The sequence below is a fragment of the Gimesia alba genome, assembly GCF_007744675.1.
GTDB classification, from domain to species: Bacteria; Planctomycetota; Planctomycetia; order Planctomycetales; family Planctomycetaceae; genus Gimesia; species Gimesia alba.
The window spans coordinates 4,965,621-4,988,314 of sequence record NZ_CP036269.1; the positions used below are offsets into that span (position 1 = coordinate 4,965,621).

The window sequence follows — 22,694 nt, forward strand, 5'->3', positions numbered from 1 at the left end:
TCATGAAGAAAATCCTGGGCATTTTAATTTTATTAATTGTCGTGTGCGTGGTGACGGCGGTCTCGAATGAGAATTTTGTATCTGCTTACAACATGCAAAATGTGATCCGGTTAACGTCATTATTCGGCATCATCAGTATCGGTGTGGCATTCGTCATTATTTCCGGGGGTATCGATCTTTCCATTGGTTCGGTCATCTGCCTGGTTGGCAGTCTATTGCCCTATCTGATCGTAGAAAAACAATATTCAATCGCGAGTGCACTGCTTCTTTCAGGAGCAATCTCAATTGCCATCGGGCTGATTCATGGGTTACTGATTACCAAGCTCAAGTTGCAACCTTTTATTGTGACGCTGTGTGGCTTACTGATTTACCGTGGGATTGCCCGGGGAATCACCGAGGATCAGACGCAGGGATTTGGAACGGGATATACCGGATTACGCTATTTGGCAACCGGAAAAGTCGAAATCCCGTTTTGGGAAGGGTTCAAATTACCCGTTCCCTTTCTGATCATGCTCGGTCTGGCTATTGTGGCGGCTTTCTTTTTAAACAAAACGATTTTTGGGCGTTACCTGAAAGCGATCGGCAATAACGAAGCAGCGGCCCGCTATTCCGGCATCAAGACGGACCGGGTGGTGATCATGTCATACGTCATTTGCTCCTTTTTAGCAGGCGTGGGTGGCGTCTTATTTGCATTGGATATTAACTCTGTCCAACCGGAAGGCATCGGCAATTTTTACGAGCTATACGCCATTGCAGCCGCTGTTTTAGGAGGTTGTAGTATTCGTGGGGGCGAAGGCACCATTCTGGGGGTGGTGATTGGTGCAGCCCTGATGCGGGTTCTCCGCAATTCGATTACCATGCTGGGGATTCCCTCCCAACTGGAATTTGCTATCATTGGAGCAGTGATATTAGTCGGAGTGATCACAGACGAACTGGTAAAACGCTATGCCCAAAAACGCAGAGCGGTTCTACAGGCAAGGCAAACCTCCGGATAGTTTCTCTCAGTTACATCGTGGATAAATCAGCATGATTACTTATGAATATTATTGCGAGGCCAACGGCAAAACTGTCGAAGTCAGCCATCGCATGTCGGAATCGCTCAAGACCTGGGGAGAACTCTGTCAGAAAGCCGGGATTCCCTTGGAGAAAACTCCCAAAGCAACTCCCATCGAACGCCTGATTTCGGGTGGACTCCTGTTTAAAGGGGAGAGTTCCAATAAAAAGTCACAGCTCCCAATGGCCGATCCCGGATGCGGCCGTTCCAACTGCTGTCGACACCAACACTAACTGCCCGCTGCATCATTCCGCTCCTGAATCCTTCTTCTGTCGCTGTTAAAGGTTTATTGTGTCTGTTTCCCGAATTAAAAATGGAACGATTTACGATCCTGCCAACGGCGTGAACGGCGAAGTGCGCGACTTGTGGATTCAGGACGGCAAAATCATTTCTACTCCCCCCAACGCAGATACATTTTCGGGAAAAACACTGGATGCGACCGGTTATGTGGTGATGCCGGGCGGGATCGATATGCACTGTCATATCGCGGGTCCGAAAGTCAACGCCGGACGCAAAATGACGCCCGAGATGAAACGCAACGCCCCCCCTATTTATCGTAGCGAACATACACGTTCCGGAACGGGAGGCGTGGTTCCCAGCACATTCGCCACCGGATATCTGTTCGCCAGTATCGGCTATACCACCGCCATGGATGCCGCGATCCCCGGTCTGCACGCACGACATGCACATGAAGAACTGCAGGATACGCCCATTCTGGACAAGGGTTTTTACCTGCTGTTCGGCAACAACCATTTCGTGATGAAGCATCTACGGAATCAGGATGAGAAAGCCCTGGACTCTTATTGCAGCTGGCTATTGGAATCAGCCAAAGGTTACACGATCAAAATTGTGAATCCAGGCGGTGTTGAAGACTGGAAACAAATCAGTCGTAAATCAATAAAGGAACTGGATTCTCCCGTTCAGAATTTCGGCGTCACTCCCCGACAGATTGTGCGCGGCCTGGCCGGTACAGCCGACCGACTGAAACTGCCGCACTCCGTACATATTCACTGTAACAATCTGGGAATCCCCGGAAACTGGGAAACCACGTTGAATACAATGGAGTCGCTGGAAGGTCACCGCGGACATCTGGCCCATGTCCAGTTTCATTCGTATGACGGTGATCCGAATGACCCGACCAGTTTTTCCTCGGCGACACAGAAACTGGTCGACTATGTCAACTCCCATGAAAACATCACCGTCGATGTCGGTCATATCAACCCCGGATTGACGCTCTCAATGACGGGGGACACCCCCTTCAGTCAATTTTTGCATAACATTAACCGCAACAAGTGGTATACCGCCGACTGTGAACTGGAAAGCAGTTGTGGCGTGATTCCAATTGAATACCGCCCGCAACGCAGCTTAATCAATGCCGTCCAATGGGCCATCGCACTGGAATGGTATCTATTGATGGAAGATCCCTGGCGGGTAATCATGACCAGCGACCATCCGAATGGAGGGGCGTTCTATCATTATCCGGAGATCATTTATCTGCTGATGGATAAGAGTTTCCGTCAGGAATTTCTGTCTCAGATGCCGGAAGAAATTCGCGAACGAAGTGTATTGGCTGATCTGGAGCGTGAATACTCGCTCTACGAAATCGCCATCATCACGCGTGCCGCCCCCGCCCGTGTTCTGGGTATGAAAGACAAAGGACAGCTGGGCGTGGGAGCAGATGCTGACATTACCATCTATTCACCTCAACAAAACCGTCAGGAAATGTTTGAACGCCCGCGCTGGGTCTTTAAAGATGGTCAACTTGTCGTAGCGGACGGAGAAATTCAGGAACATCAGTTCGGCCGAACCTTTTTTACAGCGCCCGATTTTGATCAGGAATTTTTACCGCATATCAAAGAATGGTTTGACGAGAACTACTCGATCCGGTTCCGTAACTACCAGATTGAGAAGCAGGAAATTCCTCAAGCAGAACAAGTCACTTGCGGACAAAAATAGTTAACCTATCAGCAAGAAAGAAAAGAGAGAGAAAGTTGCCATGAGTTGGGATAAAATCGTTCAAAGCCACTATCCGGATGCTCTGACCTGCTCGCAGGCTGCGGAAGAAAACCTGAATTACATTGAACAGGAGCTGGGGGGAGACCGGCGCACGACACTGATGGCCAGTTCGCGCTGTGCCGATGACCTGGTCTTAACAGATAAGAATTTAACGAGAGACTTTGACGGACCTTTTCAACTGGGAGGGCTCGCCGGTTTTCCGTTTACGGGAAAAACCGGGATGACTGCGTACTCCCATCACATTCATGATGGCGGAACCGCGTTTATTTTGTATGGTCCGCATATCGGAATTTCTGCTGATGGTCAAATTGGAGAGATGCAACGTCCCGGTCAGTCGAAGTGCAGTTCAGCCTGCGGTGCGCTGGTAGGTGCAGTGACTCAAATCAAAGCCGGCAATGAACCGGCTGCCGAATATGATGATTTTCAACAACCCCAGATTATTCAGATGCTGACACCCTGGCGGGATCGCATTTTAGCAGCTGACTCTCCCATCAAGGAAGCCACTCAGATCAGCTATGAACTCATTCACGAACAGGTCAATCAATTAGTCGATGCGACCGTTGATCAATTCTCCTGTAAACGGATCGTGCTGGTGGGGGGGATTCTGATCAACACCGACGATGGCGCGGACGATTACATGACCATTGAAAACAGTGAGTGTATTGAACTGTAGTCATCTCTCAATCCAGAAAGGCTTCCAGTGTCAAATTCAGATGCTGCCAACATAGGCATCGTGACTGTTTCCGACCGCGCGAGTCGAGGGGAATATGAAGACCGGGGTGGCCCTGCAATTTTGGACTACCTGTCTGAAGTACTCAAAAGCGATTGGACCCCTGTCGCACGTGTGATACCCGACGAACTGCATACGATTACCGAGACCCTGCAAGAGCTCAGTGATCTGGAAAAATGCTGCCTGATTGTCACCACCGGTGGCACAGGGCCGGCCCAAAGAGACATCACTCCTGAAGCCACACTGGCAGTCGCTGAAAAAGAGATGCCGGGCTTCGGAGAACTGATGCGAAAAGTTTCGCTGGAAAAAGTTCCGACGGCGATTCTCTCTCGCCAAACAGCGGTCATTCGAGGAGGTTCATTGATCATCAATCTACCAGGTCAACCAAAAGCGATTCAGGAATGTCTGGACGCGGTATTTCCGGCTGTCCCCTATTGTATTGATCTGCTGGAAGGCCCTTACCTGGAAACCAATGAAGCGCGACTCGTCGCATTCCGACCGAAAAAGAAATGAGCGCATAAAAACAGGAGCCGCAATTGACATCGCGGCTCCTGTTTTATGGACTTGCAATAAACGCTCTTTGTTAAACCAGATTGGAGCTGATTTCGTCTTCGATCGTTTCCAGTTGAATGGGTTTAATATCGAATTTTGGATTCTGCCCCAGGAAACGAGCGGGGTTGTTATGGAAAATTTCGATCGCATCCTGAACCGAATATCCTCGAGCCCGGAATTGAACCACACACTGCTGCAGCGTGAAGGGATCACTGGGTCCCCAGTCGGCTGAAGAGTTAACCAGAATTCGCTCATGCCCATACATTTCGAGCATATCAACGGCTCGTTTTGGAGAGCATTTGGTAACGGGGTAAAGCGTGAATCCGACCCAGTAACCGGCTTCTAAAGGCTCACGGATAGTGTGTTCTTCTACGTGGTCGATCCAGACTCGCTCCGGATTCACATTCATGTGCGATAACACTTCCAGTGTGCGTTTTGTACCACGCACTTTATCCTGCAGGTGTGGTGTATGAATCAGAATCAACTGGTCATATTTAATGGCCTGTTCGACCTGCGCTTCGAAGATCTCTTCTTCGTTTTTCGTGGTTTTATGAAAGCCAATTTCTCCCACGCCGAGCACAGTCGGTTTTTCATAAAACTCCGGCATGTGCTTGAGCACTTCGCGGCTCAATTCCGGATTTTCTGCTTCTTTGGGATTCACGGCGACCCAGCAATAATGCTTGATGCCATACTCGGCGGCACGCGTCGGCTCGAATTCGCTGATCTGCCTGAAGTAATCTAGAAAGGTTTCCGGATACAGGCGGTCAAAACCGGCCCAGAAGGCAGGTTCTGCTACGGCGACAACGCCGGACATCGCCATGCGCTCGTAATCTTGCGCGGTTCTTGCAATGGCATGATAATGGGGTTGGATGATTTGCATGATCGTCTCACTGTTTATTCAAAAGTAAGCGGGTGGGAGTATTTCGCGTCGGCTCGCTCCAAATCGTTTTGATTGAACTCGATCTAGTCCAAATCAGAAAAGAGGAGCAGCATTCGTTCAGATCGATTCGGCAGATGACTTTTCTCAGTCAAAAGTGCGATGGCCTGATTCAAAAGATCCAGGCGGGAATCATTGAAATCGTTGGATTCCTCTTCATCACTGGCCCGATCGATGCGATCCAATGCCGCAGCGATTTCCAACAGAGAACAACGGGCTTCGAGATACTCTCGATCCAAAACCTGTAAAGCTGTTTGCATCATTAAAACCTTTCGGATTATTACGTCTGTGGTAGCTCGCTCCTTCATGATACGAAAGCGTCTTCAACGAATCCGCCAGGGGATCGAAAAACGCTACGATCACCTCCAATTTGGGTGATCTGAGTCACGCTTTATTATACACCTTACATCGGTTCTTCCTACTCTCTTAACTGAGTTCAAGTCAAATTCCCGAAAGCCGAAACAGAATTTCAGTATAATCAGACGAGTCGTAGGAATTAGAGTGAGTCAAAAACGGGATGATATCAGGCGTCTCCTGCTTTCGACTGAAACCCTTTGTTTGTCAGGAGATGAATCATAAATGCCTTTGGATATTCGCCCGTAAATTCGCAGAAAATTTGATACTGAAAAGCGGGTTACAAGCCAAATTGTGGGTAATACGAGGGAGTCCCCATAATCCGATTTTCAACGATTGTGACTAGAGAGGCCTGTTCCTTTACAGTGCCTGATCCCAGCAGCACTATCTTTTTTAGAGCGAATGATCATCGCCTAATTCGTTGATTTAGAGCTCTCAGTCTGACGCTGTTTCAGAAATAGTTCCAATTGTGCTAACTGGCGTTGCATTTCGCTCACATAATCCCCCTGAGCTGGTTTCACCGTCAAAGGATCGAGGACCACCGAAGTCACGCCATGTTCTGTGAGATCTTTCACTCGTTCCTTTTCCGGCTGATGCTCCCACACCAGAAACGGGATTTTGTGCTCCTGCTGCATCGTGTTCAATTTGTCCCAGTCACTCTTGCTGAGATTGGTTCCCTGCTTCCAGTGCAGATGATGCATCGTCCAGCCACACCGCCGCGCCAAGTATTGATAAACGGGGCGTTCGGAGAACCAGTGCAAACCCGGATACTCGGCTTCAAGTTGATCCAATTTTTGGCTGAGCGACTTAAGAGATTCTTTCAGTTTCTCCAGATTGGCGGCGATACTCTCTTTTTGCTGCGGATCAATGTCGATCAATCGTTGTGCGATCGCTTCAGCCTGTCGCTCCATTAAAGCCGGATCCAGCCAGAAAAAGGCAACAGTCCCGGCGTGGGAATGAGCGCCACCCGTTCCATGGCTGTGCACTTCAAAATCGGGAACCGTGATCAACGCGTCTTTTAACGAAAGCGATGTTCTCAAGACTTTGGAACGCGGCAGCGATAATTTCTTAACCCAGTCGGCAAAATTAGCGCCGTTGGTGACAATCAGATCGGCCTTTTGAATTGTCTGAATCATCGTATCATTAGGCAACCAGGTTTCTGGGTTTGCATCAGGGGGTACCGGATTGAGAACCTCAAATTCCGGACCGACAAGTGACTCAACAATAAACTGCAGAGGATAGTTGACCACCACGACAACCGGTGTTTCATTTTCTGACTTCTTTTTTGGTTTCGACTCTGTGTCCGGCTGACAGGCACAGAGTGTCAGTACTGAAAACAATGCGATGAGCAAAATAGTCCGTTGCATATTTAAAATCACTAACTAAACCAGAGACGCAGCAGCTGACTCGCATAAACGCGCACGATGGCGGTAATGCCCAGCACAATCAGCAGGCTGGCAGCTAAAATAAAGAAGACTTCTGTCAGCTGCAGCTTCCAGATCGTCGATCTGCTGCAGCCCAATTGAAACATCGTTTTTCGTTCCCGCTTGCGTAAACGCAGCGAAAGCACAAATACCAGTGCCAATAATAATCCGACGGAAATCGAAACCAGCAAGGCATTCATATCAAACAATTGCTTGACGCGAAACACCATACCCATCAACTCATTGACAATTTCGGTCGGACGAATCAACTGTAACTGTGATTCTTTCGTATCATACATGCCCAACAGCAGAACTTCCGACTTTGGATCAACGGGAACCACAATGATAGCGGAAATGGGAAATGTATCAGTCTCTCCATGAAAGTGAAACGAAGACAAGTTCTCATTAGTCACCTCATTAAACTGAGGAACGGCGGCGTTCGCGACGGTTGTCTGATCTTCCTGCTTCAACACCAGATCTTTATTCGTTTCCGCATTGATACTCTGATGTCCGTGACCGATACCCGAGATGATCCATTCGGTTTTCAAATCGACAAAGACGGCATCATCGTCGGGAGACTCTGATTTTTCGAGTACTCCCACGACCCGCATTTTTAGCGGATAATTTCCCGATAGATCAAACACATTGAGCGGATCCGACATCAGTTTGTCGCCGGGTTGTAACTGAAGTTCCTCAGCGATATTGGCTCCGATTATACAATCACCCAACCGCTTCAGTTGTGTTCCCTTCGCTATCTCCCGCTCGCGAAACTCAAAATAATCCAGCGTGGTTCCGACAACGGGAAATCCCTGCGCGGTAAAACGGAGAGCCAGTGGTATTGGGAGGGCGTAGTTTGTCTCCTGAATCGTCTCCACTTCCCGCATCGATGTCGGCTCCAGATCTGCACGACTGAAATACATGCTCTGTAGCGCAAGATCAAAACGACTTCCCTTAACTCCTGCTACCAACGGAGTCAAATGGGCTCGGGCCATCAGGTCCTGTTCGAACTGTGCTACGCCAAATTGCAGTAATACAGGCAAGAGCAACGCCAGCGAAACACACACAATCAACGTGATCGTTTTCACCTTATTGTAAGCTAAATAGCGTAATGTCAGCCGGAGGATTCCATTCATGTCGTTTCCACCAATTCATGAAAACGTTCGATATCTATCGTGCGTTCGAACTGATCCAGCAGGCGATCATCGTGAGTCACCATGATTAAGGTGGCGTTGGTTTTCGTGGCGTGTTCGAGTAACAGATCACGAATGAGCCGTTTATTAGTCGGGTCGAGATTTCCAGTGGGCTCATCTGCCAGCAAAATCTGTGGCTGAGGCAAGAGTGCCCGGCAGATCGCTACTCGCTGGCGTTCACCCTGAGAGATGCGATCAATGCGCGAGTTGAAATAGGAATCGATCTGCATGGCTGCCGCCAGTTCGCGTGCCCTTTGCTGCACACCTTCATCCAGTTGCAGTGTCGAATTTATGAAATACGGTAGCAGAATGTTTTCACGGACATTCAAATAATCGATTAATTCAAATTCCTGAAAGACAAAACCAATTTTGGAAATGCGATAAGCGCGTCGCTGGCTGTCGTTGAGTGTTTTCAAATCAATGCCACAGGAAACCAGTGTACCCTGCTCGGGAATCAGAATGCCGGAAAACAGATTCAGCAGTGTCGTCTTACCGCACCCACTGGGGCCAATCACGGCGACTTTTTCGGCGTCTTTGATTTCCAGTTCGGGAATGCTCAATCGAAAAGGGGATTGAGGATAACTGAATTTGAGTTGTTGCATCTGAATCATGATGAACTCGAATCAGCGGACTTTGTTTCCGGCGATTTATCTTCAGGAGTCGTTGCATCTTCCGTATTCACTTCGCGTACTCTGGTCTTAAACGGCAATCGCTGTTCATCCAACAAATTCATGCCGGTCAGTTTCCAGACATCGTCCACCGGTTCCAGATAAAAGATCGCCTGATACTGATTCGTGCGCGTGTGAATATGGCCCCAATGTTCGACCGTTCCTGCGACAGTCCACGTTGTCTTGACGGCAAAACTGCGTTCATCTCGCGTAGACTGATTTTCGGGCGCCAGCTCCGTTTCCGGCTGAACCGTCTCCCATTGCACATCGGTGACACGCGCAACAGCGCCCCCCTGCTCCTGCATTTTCAGACTTTGATTAATCTGAAGATACAATGTTTCCAGAAAGGAGCCATCAGCACTTTTCGCCAGCGCATCGTAGACATCACTTTCAGTATGATAATCAAACGACCGGTAAATATTTTTATGCAGCGTTTTGAAGACGGCTTCCGCCTTATCAGCGGGTACCTTCGGAATCGGCTCCAGAGGATTGGCAAAGGTAACGCGCGATAAAGGCCAACATAACAGGCTGGCGACAAACAAAACGGCAAGCAGGACCAAGGTATTTCGGTGCGATGGTGTTTTTCGAAACAGGCTCAAAGCGACGCAAAAACATAAAAGAAAGCCGATCACGCTGACCAGGGGAATCGACCAGAGCGAACGAGGCTGCAGACTGACAGCTACGGGATTGACATCCAGGCTGACTTTGCGGCCCGGATTCACCCATTCAAAAACACTGCTCCGCTCCAGTTTGGAAAAGACCGGTCTATAAGATTGATCAAAGGCAAAGCAGACCGATTCCACACTCCAGACACTCCGATTGAACATGTCCCAGGTCACTTTGACTTTTTCGGGAGTCCCTTTGGTGCTGTAATTCAGAATGATTCCGACACGGGCGTTAGCGGTACTGACCCGTTTTTTCTCCGCTGGCTTAGCGAAATCCCGGAAATCGAGACTATAAAAATCGAGTCGCGAAATGACAGGCTTCACCTCGATGCCGTCAATTTCAATCGGATTTGCTTTCGCAAAAAACTGCTCAATTTGTTCTCTTGATGCTTCCTGTTCCGAGACAGACAGGAAATCGTCTTCTTTGCGTTCAAGGGTGAAGAATGATTCCAGTGTTGCCAGCGGAATCAGAATTTCGTGCCGGACTTCAAAATCTTCAATATACAGGAACGAATAGATGGTACCGTAACTGGTAATACCCAGCGTCTCCTCGCGGCGATCTTTGAGCCACTTCTGCCAGTCGGCTTCGGAAGCATCCGGAGCCAAAGGAGGACTGTCCCAGTTAAAACGAATCGTTTGTGGCTCTCGCGGTTTCATCGAGACCGCATAGGGGGTTTCAGAACCTTCCTGTTTGAGATTAAACTGCACCATCGCGGGAAAGCCTGCATTGGAATCAACCAGTTGCTGGCTGAAGGTCAGAAATTCCGGGGGTTTTGCGAGTGGATATTCAATCTGAAAAACCAGCGTAAACAGCATCAGGTCTGACATCGCAACGCCCTGCGGTTTAATTGAGGAATCGTCGACAGAGACCACTTTTCCCTTTAATTTCTCGCCGTTGATGTCCCGCACAATCAGCCGATCCAGTAGGAACTGTTTGTGTTGTTCGATCGCTTTTTTGATTTTATCAGCAGAGACAATATTTTCTTTGTCCGGTTCCAGTTTCTGAAAGAAGTAGAGATCTTCGACGTAAATTTGCATCGAGAGCATCACCTTGTCGCGGGTGACGTAGACATTTTCCTGGCTGACAGAAATCGGATGTGCTTCGCCGATTTTGGGAATGCCGAGACAGCACAGTAGCGTCAGACAAGAGAGCAGCACCAATCGGATGTTTGATCTCTGTTTGTAAGTACAGCCACGTGGTTTCTTACTGTGACAGGTTAAAGCGACAACTCGTGGGGTCATATTGGAATTTCGAACTGGATAAATACGGAGTTCTAATAGAAAAGAGCGTATCAAACAGGCAGGTTTTATTACATTTCTGTACTATTTGATCGTACCGAGAGAGAGTATAGAATTGCAATCGTGGTCTGCTTATAAGACACTACGAATATTGAATTCACAATGATTGAGAAAAAAGGGTCTCCCATGGAAGAAACTCAGGATTCAGACCAGACCGAAGCTGAAACATCACAAGAAGTTACAGCTGCCTCCACGCTCCCGCCTAAACCCAGTCTGCTAAAACGGAGAGGGCTCTGGTTTCTGGCATTCCTGCTGGCCGCCTCCGCGATGATTTATCAGCGGGCAACTGGACCGACTCATCCGATGAAATTCCGAGTGGCTGACGGAATCACCGCTAAGCTCATTCGTACACATGAATCCACGCATGACGCCGTCGTGGAACTGCCGGTTCCCGAGAACGTCTCCAAAGGAGTCAGTGGCACCCTGTTTTATAAACGATTCCGGACGAAGGATGACTTTACGCCGGTCCTGATGGAGTTGACGGACACGGATTCAGGGCCCCAGTTGCAGGCGCCCCTCCCCAAACAACCGGCTGCAGGAAAGCTGGAGTATTACATTGAAGCTAAGATCGATGGCAAACAACGTCGGTTCCCGAAAGATGCAGCTTCTAATGTTTTGATTCGCTTCAAGGATCCTGTCCCGGATGGCGTTTTGATCCCTCATATCACATTGATGATTTTTTCGATCCTGTTAGGCATGCGATCAGGTCTGGCCGCTCTGTTTGCTCCCTACAATATGCGGCAACTGGCCTGGGTTACCCTGTGTGGCATGACCGTTGGCGGAATGATTTTAGGCCCCATGGTTCAAAAATATGCCTTCGGAGAATACTGGACCGGATTTCCGCTGGGAGGTGACTGGACCGATAATAAAATGCTGTTCATGTTTCTGGCCTGGGTCTTCGCCTGTTCGGTGATCGGTTTGAATCCCTACAAAAAGGTGACCGCCATCATGCGAATTGCCGTCTTCACCGCCACGATTGTGATGACAGTCTGCTATCTGATTCCCCACAGTATGGGGGGCAGCGAACTGGATTACAGTCAGGTTGACCAGGGAATTGATCCCAGCGAAGCGATCAAGACAGGTCGACAATGAACGCGGCCCAGATTCATCTCATCACGGTCCATGTCCCCATTGTAGGATGCTGGGGGCTATCGATCTTATTTATTCTGTCGCGGCTGCTACGTGATGACCGCCTGTTTGAAATCTGTTGCTGGTTGCTGTTGACGATTCTGCTGCTGGCAACAGTCGCCTACTTTTCCGGTCCTCCCGCCTATGATCTCTTGAAAGCACATTTTAGCGTCGAGAAGCAAACAGTCGAGTTTCACGCCATCCTGGCTCGCTCCTGCCTGCTGGCGATGGTCGTTTTATCGATGGTGGTCGGCAATGCATTGATTCAACGATTTCAAGGGGAAACCATTCCTCGCTGGCAGCGATCACTGATTGTGGTCGGCACGATTTCAATGGCCGTTTTCTGGACCATCGCCGCGCACTGGGGCGGCATGATCAGGCACCCGGAGATCCGGTTTTCCGGATCGAATCCGGTAGAAGCCGTCACACCGGAAAATCCGCAGTCCAGCGATTGAAATCCCTATTTGACGATTTCGGTCCCGATCCCTTTATCGGAATAAATTTCCAGCAGAATCGAATGCGGAAGCCGGGCGTCAACGATGTGAACCTTCCCGACCCCGCTTGCCAGCGCTTCCAGAGCCGCATCGACCTTGGGCTCCATGCCGGCATCAATGGTGCCATCCGCAATGAGAGCCCGACAGCGTTCGGTTTCCAGATGGGAAACCAGCGTCTCGGGATCATTCCGATCGAGAAAGATGCCCGGTACATCGCTCAAAAAGACAAGCTTCTCCGCTTTTAGAATACGAGCGAGGGCCGCAGCAGCGGTATCTGCATTCACGTTTAGCTTCTGTCCTGATTGATCCAGGGCAACAGATGGAATCACAGGAATCGCATCCGATTCGCAGATTTCTGCCAGGAGTTTCTGATCGACGTCTGTGACATAACCAACGTGCCCTAAATCCACAGTAGAACCATCATCCGCTTGTAGAGTCAGTTGCTCTCCCTTAAGACAGTTCCGTGTCCCAAAATGAAGTGGTTCTGCTTTTGCCCCCTGTGCTCTGATCTCCTGAGCCAGAGATTCACTGATCTGATTAGCGAGGACATCGGTGGCGATTTCCAGTGTTTTTTCATCGGTAAAACGTCGACCATGCACAAACCGGGGTTCAATCCCGGCTTCACTCATCGCCTTACTGATAGCTTTTCCACCGCCGTGTACGAGAATGGGATGCATACCCACCGTGCGCATAAAGATCACATCAGTCAAAAACGCTTTGACGGCGGACTCTTCTTCGAGGGCGCTGCCTCCGAGTTTGATCACAACGTATCGCCCACGAAATCTCCTAATCCAGCTTAACGCTTCGATCAACACAGCAGCTTTACGAACGGCACCTTCCACAGTAGACCTTTAATCCTTCTTGATACATCAACGGATGCAAATTTGTATTCTAAAATCGATCTCTTTAAAGAGATTTTAATTTGACCTGAAAACAGAATTACTCAGGACTTATTGTAAGTGACCTCAGTGAACTGTCAAACGACTGCCCTGAAACCCCAGCGGCGCTGATTTCTGTCCACAAAAGAACATGTTTTTTTCATATTTTAATCTGTTTTCATATTTTTTCACTCAACTTCAATTTCAAACATCGCAAAACAGGATTTCGTAAAATTTTTCAGTCCTCGAACTGGCATAATCCAACTTGAATCGACTACCTGACAGGCAACACAATCGGACTGATCAATACGGCCCCGGCAAGTAGAGGGAATGGTGCGACAGGCCGGTTCGGCAATTTTGCGCTCACAGACACAGATACGGGCCATCTCAGGAGAACAGCAGAATTGTTGTGTGGGCGTTCCATGCAATTCCCCGATATTTAACTCTACAGAACAAGATCGTAATCGCTCACGAAATTGCTTGCTTTACAACCACTATGAGACCTTAAGAGATTGAGACGGAGAAACAACGTTGGCCCATTCACACTTGCCGATTCAACACCTGATGAAACAAATGGAAAACTTTGCTTCAGATCAAACAAACATCAATTGTCGTCCTTCCTGGCTCAGTAGTTTTGTGGACGAGGTCGCTGACATCTTCAATCCGTATGATGAAGTAGGTCGGGTTGGCTTCGACTGTCAGTTCACTGAAGAATGCTGGGAAGTGGGACTGTTCCTGGGCAGCACGGAAATCGTTGGTGGACAACGCGACGGTCAATTTATTGCCGCCAGCTTTCAGTTCGACCTGTTACAACTGCTGGACCGATTCGAGTCTGTCAATCGCTTCCATTTCCATTATCAGGAAGATTCAGAAGCAGCTATCGCCAGCACACCGGCTTCCGCCTATATCACGATTGAAGGTCATCTGGCTGATCTGGAAATTGTGCGTCTGAATGTCTATGCCACTCCCCCCGAAGAGGCAGGACCCGGCTTTCGCAAATCGCACGACGGAAAAATTGACACTGTTTGATTCAAGACCAATAATCGCAAACCTGAAAACAGCTACGACTTCTAAATTTTGAATCGTAGCTGTTTTTCTATACCATTCTACAGAGTCATCGATTTGAACTAATCGGTCGCATTCTCCTCTGCAATTTTCCCATCGCGTAACCTGATAATATAATCGGTCTCTCTGATATAGCGTTCGTCGTGTGTCACGATCACAACGGTTGTTTGATATTGTTCGCTCATGTCGCGAAGACAACTAAAGATTTCCGCGCCGGTTTTAGTATCCAGCTCCCCCGTCGGTTCATCGGCCAGGATCAATAAAGGCCGTTTTAACAGAGCACGGGCGATCGCCACCCGCTGTTGCTCTCCACCGGATAATTGATTCGGACGATGGGTAATCCGCTGGCCTAATCCCACCTGTTTCAGCAGAGCTTCGGCACGTTGCTTCTGTTCGGCAGTCACCCCCTGTGGCAAATAGGGAGCCAGCACATTTTCCAATGCATTCAGGTTTTTCAATAGATTAAAACTCTGAAAGACAAATCCGACTTTTTCTCGACGATAGGTGTCGCGTTCAGTTTGATTCAATGTCGACAGGGATCGATTTTGCACAAAAATTTCGCCTGTTGACGGAGCATCCAGCGCCCCCATCAGATAGAGCAACGTACTTTTCCCGCTTCCCGATGGTCCCAGGATAAACGAAAACGTTTGCCCGGGAAAGCGGCAACTCACACCCTGCAGCGCACGAACTTCCGTTTCGCCGCTCTGGTGGATTTTCGTAACATCACGAACTTCGATCATCTGCTGTCAACTTTCTGCAAACACGTTCCAGATTAGATGGTTTAAGTTTTACCCACGTCGAATTGCATCAATGGGAGTCATGCGTGTGGTCCACCAGGCAGGATACAACCCACCAAGAATGCCGAGCAGCGTGCTGAAGACCACACCAAACAGAAGTAATCCCGGACTGGCATAAAGATGGACCTGGCTGGCAAATTTCCAGTTCACGATGTTGATGGCGATTAATCCCAGAATTCCTCCCAGGACTCCACCGGTGACTCCTAAAAGCGAACTCTCGGCGGTGATCAGCAGCATTACATCCCGATTGGACCAGCCATTGGCTTTGAGAATCCCAAAATCCACAATCCGTTCCATCACGCTCATTAACATCGTATTGATGATACTCAGCATGGCAATTAACATACCAATCCCTGTCATCAATCCCAGAAAGATATCCAGGTCAGCTGTGAATGTATCCAACCGGTCTCCCCAATCAGACGCCGCCCGGACTTCCAATGCACTGGGATGTTCGCCCGTTTTCGCATCCGCGGTTTCTACAACAGGCGTTTTGGGGGAGGACGACTGCTTTTCAGGGTTCTCCGTTTTCGTCGCTCCCTGATCGGAGGTTCCTTTTAGACTCTGATCGATGGCATTGACCAAGTCTTTGAGAATATTTGAATCTGAAGCATTGGCTAATGCTAAAGAGGATGGCTGCCAGGAAGCCAGTTCCCGATCCCGAAACTGGTCTTTAATGTTTTTCACAATCACCTCATTTTTGAGATCCCCCGACTGCTCAATATAAAAACAACTGACAGTCTGCGGATCAAATCTGGTGATATCTCGTACGACATCAATGTCCAGAATGATCGCCACATCGAGCAGGATCGAGCCGCATTCATAAAGACCGACGATTGTCATCTGCTGACCGTTGACCTCAATCTGGTCGCCGACCTGCTTGTGATGCTGTTCTGCAATCTGGCGGCTGATTACCGTATTGAGTTTCCCCCGATCTTCCAGATTTAAAAACCGGCCCGCATAGATGCCTTCGCGATAGATGCCTTTTTTTAACTTCATACGTGTGGGTAGGTCTGTTCCAAACAGCAATCGGGGTGGACTGATAACCGGTTTGCCTTCGATAATATTGACTCGGGACCAGATTTCCGGATTCACCACCGACACGCCAGGAATTTCTTCGATCTCAGTTCCCCACGATCGGGGAATCCGGGAAAACAACGGGATTGGCGCACCGGGTTGCATTGCGACAATCCCCGATATTTTACCGAATGTCTGAGAGACGGTCTCTTCCAGCCCACCGGCGATGGAAAACAGGCCCACCATTCCGGCAATCGCAATGGTCAATCCCATCAAACATAAAAACGAACGTAAAGCGCGGCTCAGGAGGTTTCGTAAGGCAAATTTGAACATTTATGCTATTTTCCAGTGAGTCAATTCATTCCGTCCTTCAAAGTGTCTGTGTCATTCTATGCAGATCAGTTCCATCAATGAATCAATTTGATTCGTATTCTCATAATAAAAGAACTGATAATAAGGAGTTATAGACAGACCTAACTTGAAAACCAGTCAAATTCAAACGTAGAATGCTCCCAGCTCAAGTCAGTCAATAATCGATTCAACCGAAACCTGGGATCTGACGGTATTGGCCGGTTGATTTTTCGGTATACTCCTGAAAACAAGGGGTTTTCAGATTTCCCGAAACGATTTTGATCTGCAAACTCTATTTTGACGTCTGGTACTTTAAACGAATTTCGAACCAATGAACAAACGAGACTATTACGATATACTGGAGGTATCCCGCAGCGCCAGCGCTGATGAGATTAAAAAAGCGTATAGAAAACTGTCGCGAAAATATCACCCTGATATGGCACCTGACGATAAATCGGCGGATCAGAAATTTAAAGAAGTTCAAGAAGCGTACGAAGTTCTGCGCGACGAGAATAAGCGCAAGCAATACGATCAGTTTGGCCACTCGTTTCAACAGGCAGGCCCCGGAGGAGGCGGTTATTACCAATCCGGTGGGGGAGCCGGGCCAATTGATATGGAAGACCTGTTTGGCGGTGGTGGGATTGACCTGGGCGATTTATTTGGTGGTGCATTCCGCGGAGGCAAACGCGCACAACCCAGACCCCAGAAGGGGGAGTCGAAACGACTTCAGATTGAAATCCCCTTTCATCTGGCAGCAGTCGGAGGTCAGCACGAGGTTACCGTTCAACAGGGGAGTTCTTCCGAACGGTTGACGATCAAAATCCCGGCTGGAGTCGATAACGGATCGGTGATCAGACTTGGTGGTCAAGGTGGCCCTGGAATTCATGGCGGGCCTCCCGGCGATTTATTGATCACGATCAAAGTCGGAAACCACCCGTATTTCAAACGGGATGGAAGCAATTTGCTGCTGGAAGTTCCCATTACACTTCCTGAAGCAGCTTTAGGAGCAAAGGTCGACGTCCCCACGTTATCGGAAGGTGAAGTCACCGTGACGATTCCTCCGGGAACGTCCAGTGGAACGAAATTACGACTGCGCGGAAAAGGAATCACCGATCAGAAAACCAAACAACCTGGAGACCAGATCTGTTCCATCAAAATTGTGGCCCCCAAAGAACTCAGTGAGCAGGACCGCTCACTTTATGAGCAAATCAAGCAAGAAGCGCCTCGGTCGAAAGCATGGTGATCTCAATGCAAGCATTCCGCCTACTAGAGAAAAAGCAACATCGATTGTGTTTCCTGATGCTGTTGCTGTTCTTCATCAGCATGCCGGTCTCTAACCTGTCTGCACAGCAGAACGAGGAAGCTGGTTCTGCTACCGTCGATTCCAGCAATCAATCAGGAGTCGACGTACCGACTGATTCTGAGCTGGGGGAGAACGAGAAGTCAGATGGCAAAAAGAAAGATGAGCGACCGCGGGAACTGGGAGTATTGATCCTCATTGTCTGGATTCTGGCGGGAACCGGGATTGGCATTTTGATTTTCACATCCCTGTTTGGTCATTCTGTTCGCAGCATGATTAGAAGACCATATCCAAATCAGACACATCCTGACCAACAGATTCCTGTGGAACCAGCACCAGACAATCCTGACGATTCAGAGCAGGTCGAAGAAGAACCGCCAAAAGCATAAACATTTCTACGACGTCTGCGGGAGGCAGTGTTTCCCTGTGAAACAATTCGAATTTCCAAACACGAAAAGAATACGCAGCCAGCAGGATTTTGACACGATCTATTCCGCCAGGCAGCGGGCAGGAGACCAGTGTCTGCTCTTGTTTGCCGTGAGAAATGAACTGAACCAGACCCGCCTGGGAGTTAGCGTGTCCCGAAAGAATGGAAACGCAGTCAAACGGGCTCGTAAGAAAAGACTGATTCGTGAGGCCTTTCGGCTCGTGCAGCACCAACTCCCTCGAGGGCTAGATCTGATTGCCATACCGCGACCGACTGTCGAGGGTGACCTGAAACAGTATCAAAGTTCGCTGAAACGACTTTCCCAGAAAATAAACCACCGTCTGGAGCACAAGCAAAGCGGATGAAACAGATTGCTTTGCACATTTTCCGATTTCTTTATCAGATTCCGGCCAACATACTGATCGGACTGGTGCGGATCTACCAGAAGACGTTTCGCTATATTCTGGGAGGACACTGTCGGTTTCACCCCAGCTGCAGCGAATACTTTATTCTAGCAGTCCAGAAGTATGGGGTGGTAAAAGGGGGTATAAAAGGAATCTTGCGGATCTGCCGCTGTCATCCTTTTCACCCGGGTGGCTATGACCCACCTTAAAACGTCGTTCGACTTAATTATTCTTCAACGAAGTCGCCTTGGCTGGCAATGGTGTGTAGGGAGAATAAGTTGCTGGGCCGTTCGCATTTTGCGAATTCTGCAGGCCAATTTTGCGAATCGGTCCAGACTGTTCCTGAGAGATCATGGCAGGCACGGTCAATTGACTCGGATGCTTCTGCACTGGCTCATTCGGCATGAACTGAGGCGTTGAAACGGGTACCGTTTTTTTCAATTGAAATGCCTGTGCATTCGACTGCATGCGTTGTTTCGAATGAGGCCACTGTTCCAGTTGATCATCTAAGGTTGAATAGTCGTCGACGGGAAGCTGCTCCAAGGTAGCGGAAACGCGCCAGTTATTATCCCAATGCGTTGTTTCTCCCGGAGGGGGCAGTCGTGGAAGATTGTTCTCTTTTTGCGGTTCCGGTTGTGGGAACACCGGTTGTAGTTGTTTTGGCTGAGGAAGCACAGGCTGTGGTCCGATGGGATCTGGATTTACAGGCTCAGCTTGAGCAGGAAATTCCTCAAATACCGGCGCTGTTTCAACGCAGGACATATCAGTACAAAACACCTCTTCTTCCTGGACGACAACCTGACTGCCTGAAACTTTTCGAATCCACTCAGGCGTTTTTACATGCGATTTCATTTTGGAATAAAGGCCTTTGACCTTCCCATTCATCTGTTTGACTTTCTTTGAAACAGACGAGGAGACGGTCGAATAGCGAGGCACGAGCCCCAGATGTTTCTGGGCAGGCTCGACTGGTTCCGCACTAAATACCGACTTAAAATACTCCTGGTCGTCAACGACCTCTTCCTGCGATGTTCTCTGAATCAGAGGCCCCCCATTATTCGTCTGTTTTTCAGGCACGGGCAGATTCAAACTTGGTGGTGCCGCCGGAGGAAAATTGTTGTCGACCGGGGCAGGAGCCGGCTCATTAAAATAGTGTCCGGGGCTTTGATGCTCGGACTCCATTTGGCTGTAGGGAGCTGACTGGTATTCTGCACTGGGGCGAGCAGCCTGCTGATAGACCTTTTGCTGGGCAGACTGACAGCCATATGATCCCGTCAATGAAAGCAGGCAGGCAAATAACGAGACTGTTTTTTTATACGGCATTGTCATCTTGATTTCCTCTTTCCGTGTCGTGCGACTCGCACCATTTTCAAATACCACGATTCCAATTTGACAAACTCTCAAAATGTGGTATGGCACACGGAATAAAAATCGGTTAAATCTGCCGCTTTCTGATATATGAAAGTGATGAATCAGTTAGAATAGGTTCAACAACCATCCGTTTATTCTTGCTAAAACGATTTCTCATAAATAAAAGTGTCGTGATTGATAATTCTGTTTTTCGTTCTCTAACGGTCGTACTGTTTATAACCGGATTTGAGATGCGGAAAATCACTGCAAAGCCAGTTTTTCAGATAATACACTGCTTAGGAATTAGTCAAAATATAATGATTATTCCTGATAACAATATTCACTTGTCGAAAGCGGGACGCGATAGATTAATGAAGAATATTGCATAAGATCACGGCCGGTCACTCGGAAACAGGTCCTTAGATTTACTACAATTAAAAGAAGATCGACTCAATCAGGATTACTTGAGCCAGGAGGAACCCCATGATAGAACTCAAAAACATACTCGTACCCACCGATTTCAGTGAATTTGGCGAGCAGGCCCTGCTCTATGGTTGCGAATTAGCCAAACGATTTGATGCAAAATTACATCTGCTGAATGTCGTTCAGGATGCCGTCGCGATGTTCCCGGAACCGAATATGATGGGGACATCCATGAATGATCTCGTATCAGACATGCAGCATTTAGCCCAAAAACAGCTGGAAGAAATGCCTGGCCTGCCAGGAACCGAGGACTTGGAAGTAGTGCGGGAAGTACGTGTCGGACCCGCATTTCTCGAAATCATCCGTTATGCGAAACAGGCAGAAATCGACCTGATCGTCATAGGAACTCACGGCCGAACCGGCATTAAACACATGTTACTAGGCAGCGTGGCGGAAAAAGTGGTCCGCAAAGCCCCTTGCCCTGTACTAACGGTATCACATCCCGAAAGAGAATTTGTAATGCCGACTTAAAACAGGTGCCGTTAAAGCCTATAATGGATCTGAGTCTTTCCTTTCGGAAGGATTTCAAGAGTACTGGACGCTGATTCAAGATAAAATCACTAATACTGAACCCCACATTACATTGAGGAAATAATGCCGAAACTGACTGTTGAAAATGTAGGAGAATTCGAAGTGGACTCAGGGAAACGGCTGGTACTGGCCTTAACCGATGATGCCCACGTCGATCAATTACATGCTTGTGGTGGCGCAAGTCGCTGCACGACATGTCGTGTCGAATTTATAGAAGGTGAACCGAACCAGATGACCGTCGCAGAAAAAAATACGCTTGAGGCCCGCGAATTGTCCGGATGCCGATTGAGCTGTCAAATTCTCTGTGATCATGATATGACTGTCCGCGTTATCAGCCGACTCGAAGGCAGTGGACGTGCTGACGCAGGCCATAGACCGAAAGACGAAATTGAACCACAGCCCGTTGAATGGGTTGATAAATAGACAATGATCAAATCCCGGGAAGTTCTGTTTGCGCAATGATCAGGGCTTCTCTTTCGACCAATTCTGCTCCTGTGACTGGAATTGGAACCTCTTAATCGAGGGAGAACCTCATGCGAAGAGTTCTGGCTTTTCTTCTGATAACAGGCTGCGTACTCCTGCCTGTCACGGATTCTGCATTCGCTAAAACCCGTGATCCCAAGCTCCAGAAGGCGATTACGAATGCTCTGCAATATCTGGCCAGAGAACAGCGTCGCCAGGGATACTGGGAAGCAAACGGAGGCCAGTATCGTGTCGCGATGACGGCTCTTGCCGGGAATGCACTGTTATCTGAAGGTTCAACTACCACACGTGGCAAATACGCCAAGAATATCAAGAACGCCGTTGATTATCTTCTTGAAATGAGTCAGCAGAACGGTTTGATCGGCTACAAGAACGACTACCATTACACCTATGGGCACGGGTATTCGATGGTCTTTTTATCGCAGGTCTATGGAGAAGAAGAAGACTCATTGCGTCGTGAAGAACTAAAAAAAGTACTGATGAAAGCGGTCGAATTTTGTGCCGGCGCCCAAACAACGCGGGGTGGCTGGGGATATGTTTCTGCAAAAGACGGCAATGATTTTGATGAAGGCTCAACCTGTATTACTCAGGTTCAGGGATTGCGTGCCTGCCGCAATGCCGGCATTCCCGTTGATAAAAAGATTATTGATCGAGCGAAAAAATATATTGCAGACTGCACGACTCCCGAGGGGGGCGTTCAATACAGCATTCGCGGCGGAGGCGCCCGGCCGGCGATTACCGCTGCCGCCTGTGCTGCGTTATTTAACGCTGGCGAATTTGACTCAGATCAATTGAAAAACATGCTGGAGTTCTGTCGGAAAAACATCTGGCCTGGTGGAAATTCGAGAAGTTACTTCGGGCACTGGCACTACGCTCATTTTTACTATGCACAGGTCATGTACCGCGGCGAATCCAAAGACTGGGACAAATATATCAAGGATATCGGCCAGCAGATTATACGAAAACAATCGGCGTCCGGCGCCTGGCTGGAAGGTCACGTTGGTCCGGTCTATACCACGGCAATTAATGCGACGATCCTGCAACTGGATAATGGATATCTGCCAATTTATCAGAAATAGCATCTCTGCCGTTGCAGGAACGCG

Annotated in this window: 25 protein-coding genes; 15 read left to right on the forward strand and 10 right to left on the reverse strand. The window is 48.7% G+C overall.

Annotation, left to right across the window (positions count from 1 at the left end; genetic code table 11):
• Window positions 1–2: 2 nt before the first annotated feature.
• From Pan241w_RS18505 to mog, 5 genes are read left to right on the forward strand one after another with little or no spacing between them, the layout of a single operon-like run.
• Entirely contained in the window at window positions 3–995 is a 993-nt protein-coding gene (locus Pan241w_RS18505) for an ABC transporter permease (RefSeq protein ID WP_198000012.1), read from the forward strand.
• 31 nt (window positions 996–1,026) lie between these two features.
• Entirely contained in the window at window positions 1,027–1,287 is a 261-nt protein-coding gene (locus Pan241w_RS18510) for an FmdB family zinc ribbon protein (RefSeq protein ID WP_145218698.1), read from the forward strand.
• A 58-nt stretch (window positions 1,288–1,345) separates the two neighbouring features.
• Window positions 1,346–3,010 carry a formylmethanofuran dehydrogenase subunit A gene (locus Pan241w_RS18515; RefSeq protein WP_145218700.1) on the forward strand — a complete coding sequence of 555 codons (1,665 nt, stop codon included), beginning with the start codon at window positions 1,346–1,348 and terminating at the stop codon, window positions 3,008–3,010.
• A 40-nt stretch (window positions 3,011–3,050) separates the two neighbouring features.
• Window positions 3,051–3,743 (forward strand): hypothetical protein, encoded by a 693-nt coding sequence (locus Pan241w_RS18520; protein ID WP_145218702.1) that lies wholly within the window; start codon window positions 3,051–3,053, stop codon window positions 3,741–3,743.
• A 27-nt stretch (window positions 3,744–3,770) separates the two neighbouring features.
• The gene (mog, locus tag Pan241w_RS18525; RefSeq protein ID WP_145218704.1) at window positions 3,771–4,313 is read left to right on the forward strand and encodes a molybdopterin adenylyltransferase; all 543 of its coding nucleotides are present in this window, start codon (window positions 3,771–3,773) and stop codon (window positions 4,311–4,313) included.
• 70 nt (window positions 4,314–4,383) lie between these two features.
• On the opposite strand, the gene Pan241w_RS18530 is transcribed toward mog, so the two are convergent.
• The 6 genes from Pan241w_RS18530 to Pan241w_RS18555 all read right to left on the reverse strand — a co-directional run bounded on the left by Pan241w_RS18530 (window position 4,384) and on the right by Pan241w_RS18555 (window position 10,832).
• Window positions 4,384–5,232 (reverse strand): TatD family hydrolase, encoded by an 849-nt coding sequence (locus Pan241w_RS18530; RefSeq protein ID WP_145218706.1) that lies wholly within the window; start codon window positions 5,230–5,232, stop codon window positions 4,384–4,386.
• Between the two features lie 83 nt (window positions 5,233–5,315).
• Complete coding sequence (locus Pan241w_RS18535; protein ID WP_145218708.1) at window positions 5,316–5,552, reverse strand: hypothetical protein; 237 nt, start codon at window positions 5,550–5,552, stop codon at window positions 5,316–5,318.
• 504 nt (window positions 5,553–6,056) lie between these two features.
• Window positions 6,057–7,010: a metal ABC transporter substrate-binding protein gene (locus Pan241w_RS18540; protein ID WP_145218710.1), complete on the reverse strand. Its 954-nt coding sequence runs from the start codon at window positions 7,008–7,010 to the stop codon at window positions 6,057–6,059.
• Window positions 7,011–7,021: 11 nt separating this feature from the next.
• Window positions 7,022–8,200, reverse strand: coding sequence for an ABC transporter permease (locus tag Pan241w_RS18545; RefSeq protein WP_145218712.1), 1,179 nt, complete (start codon window positions 8,198–8,200; stop codon window positions 7,022–7,024).
• Window positions 8,197–8,868 (reverse strand): ABC transporter ATP-binding protein, encoded by a 672-nt coding sequence (locus Pan241w_RS18550; protein ID WP_145218714.1) that lies wholly within the window; start codon window positions 8,866–8,868, stop codon window positions 8,197–8,199. Before Pan241w_RS18550 ends, Pan241w_RS18545 begins: the two co-directional genes overlap by 4 nt.
• Window positions 8,865–10,832 carry a hypothetical protein gene (locus tag Pan241w_RS18555; protein WP_145218716.1) on the reverse strand — a complete coding sequence of 656 codons (1,968 nt, stop codon included), beginning with the start codon at window positions 10,830–10,832 and terminating at the stop codon, window positions 8,865–8,867. The genes Pan241w_RS18550 and Pan241w_RS18555 overlap by 4 nt, the downstream gene beginning before the upstream one ends.
• A 183-nt stretch (window positions 10,833–11,015) precedes the next feature.
• Here Pan241w_RS18555 and Pan241w_RS18560 point away from each other — a divergent pair, with 183 nt between their 5' ends.
• Window positions 11,016–11,981 (forward strand): hypothetical protein, encoded by a 966-nt coding sequence (locus Pan241w_RS18560; protein ID WP_198000013.1) that lies wholly within the window; start codon window positions 11,016–11,018, stop codon window positions 11,979–11,981.
• On the forward strand, window positions 11,978–12,472 hold the full coding sequence (locus Pan241w_RS18565) for a hypothetical protein (protein WP_145218720.1): 495 nt from the start codon (window positions 11,978–11,980) through the stop codon (window positions 12,470–12,472). Before Pan241w_RS18560 ends, Pan241w_RS18565 begins: the two co-directional genes overlap by 4 nt.
• A gap of 5 nt (window positions 12,473–12,477) precedes the next feature.
• Here the strand turns inward: Pan241w_RS18565 and argB are convergent, their stop codons facing one another.
• Complete coding sequence (argB, locus tag Pan241w_RS18570; RefSeq protein ID WP_145218722.1) at window positions 12,478–13,353, reverse strand: acetylglutamate kinase; 876 nt, start codon at window positions 13,351–13,353, stop codon at window positions 12,478–12,480.
• A gap of 567 nt (window positions 13,354–13,920) precedes the next feature.
• Between argB and Pan241w_RS18575 the strand changes: the two genes are divergently transcribed.
• Complete coding sequence (locus tag Pan241w_RS18575; protein WP_145218723.1) at window positions 13,921–14,418, forward strand: hypothetical protein; 498 nt, start codon at window positions 13,921–13,923, stop codon at window positions 14,416–14,418.
• Window positions 14,419–14,516: 98 nt separating this feature from the next.
• On the opposite strand, the gene Pan241w_RS18580 is transcribed toward Pan241w_RS18575, so the two are convergent.
• Window positions 14,517–15,194 (reverse strand): ABC transporter ATP-binding protein, encoded by a 678-nt coding sequence (locus tag Pan241w_RS18580; protein WP_145218725.1) that lies wholly within the window; start codon window positions 15,192–15,194, stop codon window positions 14,517–14,519.
• A gap of 48 nt (window positions 15,195–15,242) precedes the next feature.
• Entirely contained in the window at window positions 15,243–16,598 is a 1,356-nt protein-coding gene (locus Pan241w_RS18585; RefSeq protein WP_145218727.1) for an ABC transporter permease, read from the reverse strand.
• A 349-nt stretch (window positions 16,599–16,947) separates the two neighbouring features.
• Here Pan241w_RS18585 and Pan241w_RS18590 point away from each other — a divergent pair, with 349 nt between their 5' ends.
• From Pan241w_RS18590 to yidD, 4 genes are read left to right on the forward strand one after another with little or no spacing between them, the layout of a single operon-like run.
• Entirely contained in the window at window positions 16,948–17,859 is a 912-nt protein-coding gene (locus Pan241w_RS18590) for a DnaJ C-terminal domain-containing protein (RefSeq protein ID WP_145218729.1), read from the forward strand.
• A 5-nt stretch (window positions 17,860–17,864) separates the two neighbouring features.
• A complete protein-coding gene (locus Pan241w_RS18595) occupies window positions 17,865–18,305 on the forward strand; it encodes a hypothetical protein (protein WP_145218731.1) in 441 nt (146 codons plus the stop codon).
• A gap of 37 nt (window positions 18,306–18,342) precedes the next feature.
• Window positions 18,343–18,708: a ribonuclease P protein component gene (gene rnpA, locus Pan241w_RS18600; RefSeq protein WP_145218732.1), complete on the forward strand. Its 366-nt coding sequence runs from the start codon at window positions 18,343–18,345 to the stop codon at window positions 18,706–18,708.
• Entirely contained in the window at window positions 18,705–18,956 is a 252-nt protein-coding gene (yidD, locus tag Pan241w_RS18605; RefSeq protein ID WP_145218734.1) for a membrane protein insertion efficiency factor YidD, read from the forward strand. Before rnpA ends, yidD begins: the two co-directional genes overlap by 4 nt.
• 13 nt (window positions 18,957–18,969) lie before the next feature.
• Here the strand turns inward: yidD and Pan241w_RS18610 are convergent, their stop codons facing one another.
• Window positions 18,970–20,073 carry a hypothetical protein gene (locus Pan241w_RS18610; protein ID WP_145218736.1) on the reverse strand — a complete coding sequence of 368 codons (1,104 nt, stop codon included), beginning with the start codon at window positions 20,071–20,073 and terminating at the stop codon, window positions 18,970–18,972.
• 504 nt (window positions 20,074–20,577) lie between these two features.
• Between Pan241w_RS18610 and Pan241w_RS18615 the strand changes: the two genes are divergently transcribed.
• From Pan241w_RS18615 to Pan241w_RS18625, 3 genes are all read left to right on the forward strand, one after another.
• On the forward strand, window positions 20,578–21,048 hold the full coding sequence (locus tag Pan241w_RS18615; RefSeq protein ID WP_145218738.1) for a universal stress protein: 471 nt from the start codon (window positions 20,578–20,580) through the stop codon (window positions 21,046–21,048).
• Between the two features lie 123 nt (window positions 21,049–21,171).
• Window positions 21,172–21,531: a 2Fe-2S iron-sulfur cluster-binding protein gene (locus Pan241w_RS18620; RefSeq protein WP_145218740.1), complete on the forward strand. Its 360-nt coding sequence runs from the start codon at window positions 21,172–21,174 to the stop codon at window positions 21,529–21,531.
• Window positions 21,532–21,641: 110 nt separating this feature from the next.
• Entirely contained in the window at window positions 21,642–22,670 is a 1,029-nt protein-coding gene (locus tag Pan241w_RS18625; RefSeq protein ID WP_145218742.1) for a prenyltransferase/squalene oxidase repeat-containing protein, read from the forward strand.
• Window positions 22,671–22,694: the final 24 nt, after the last annotated feature.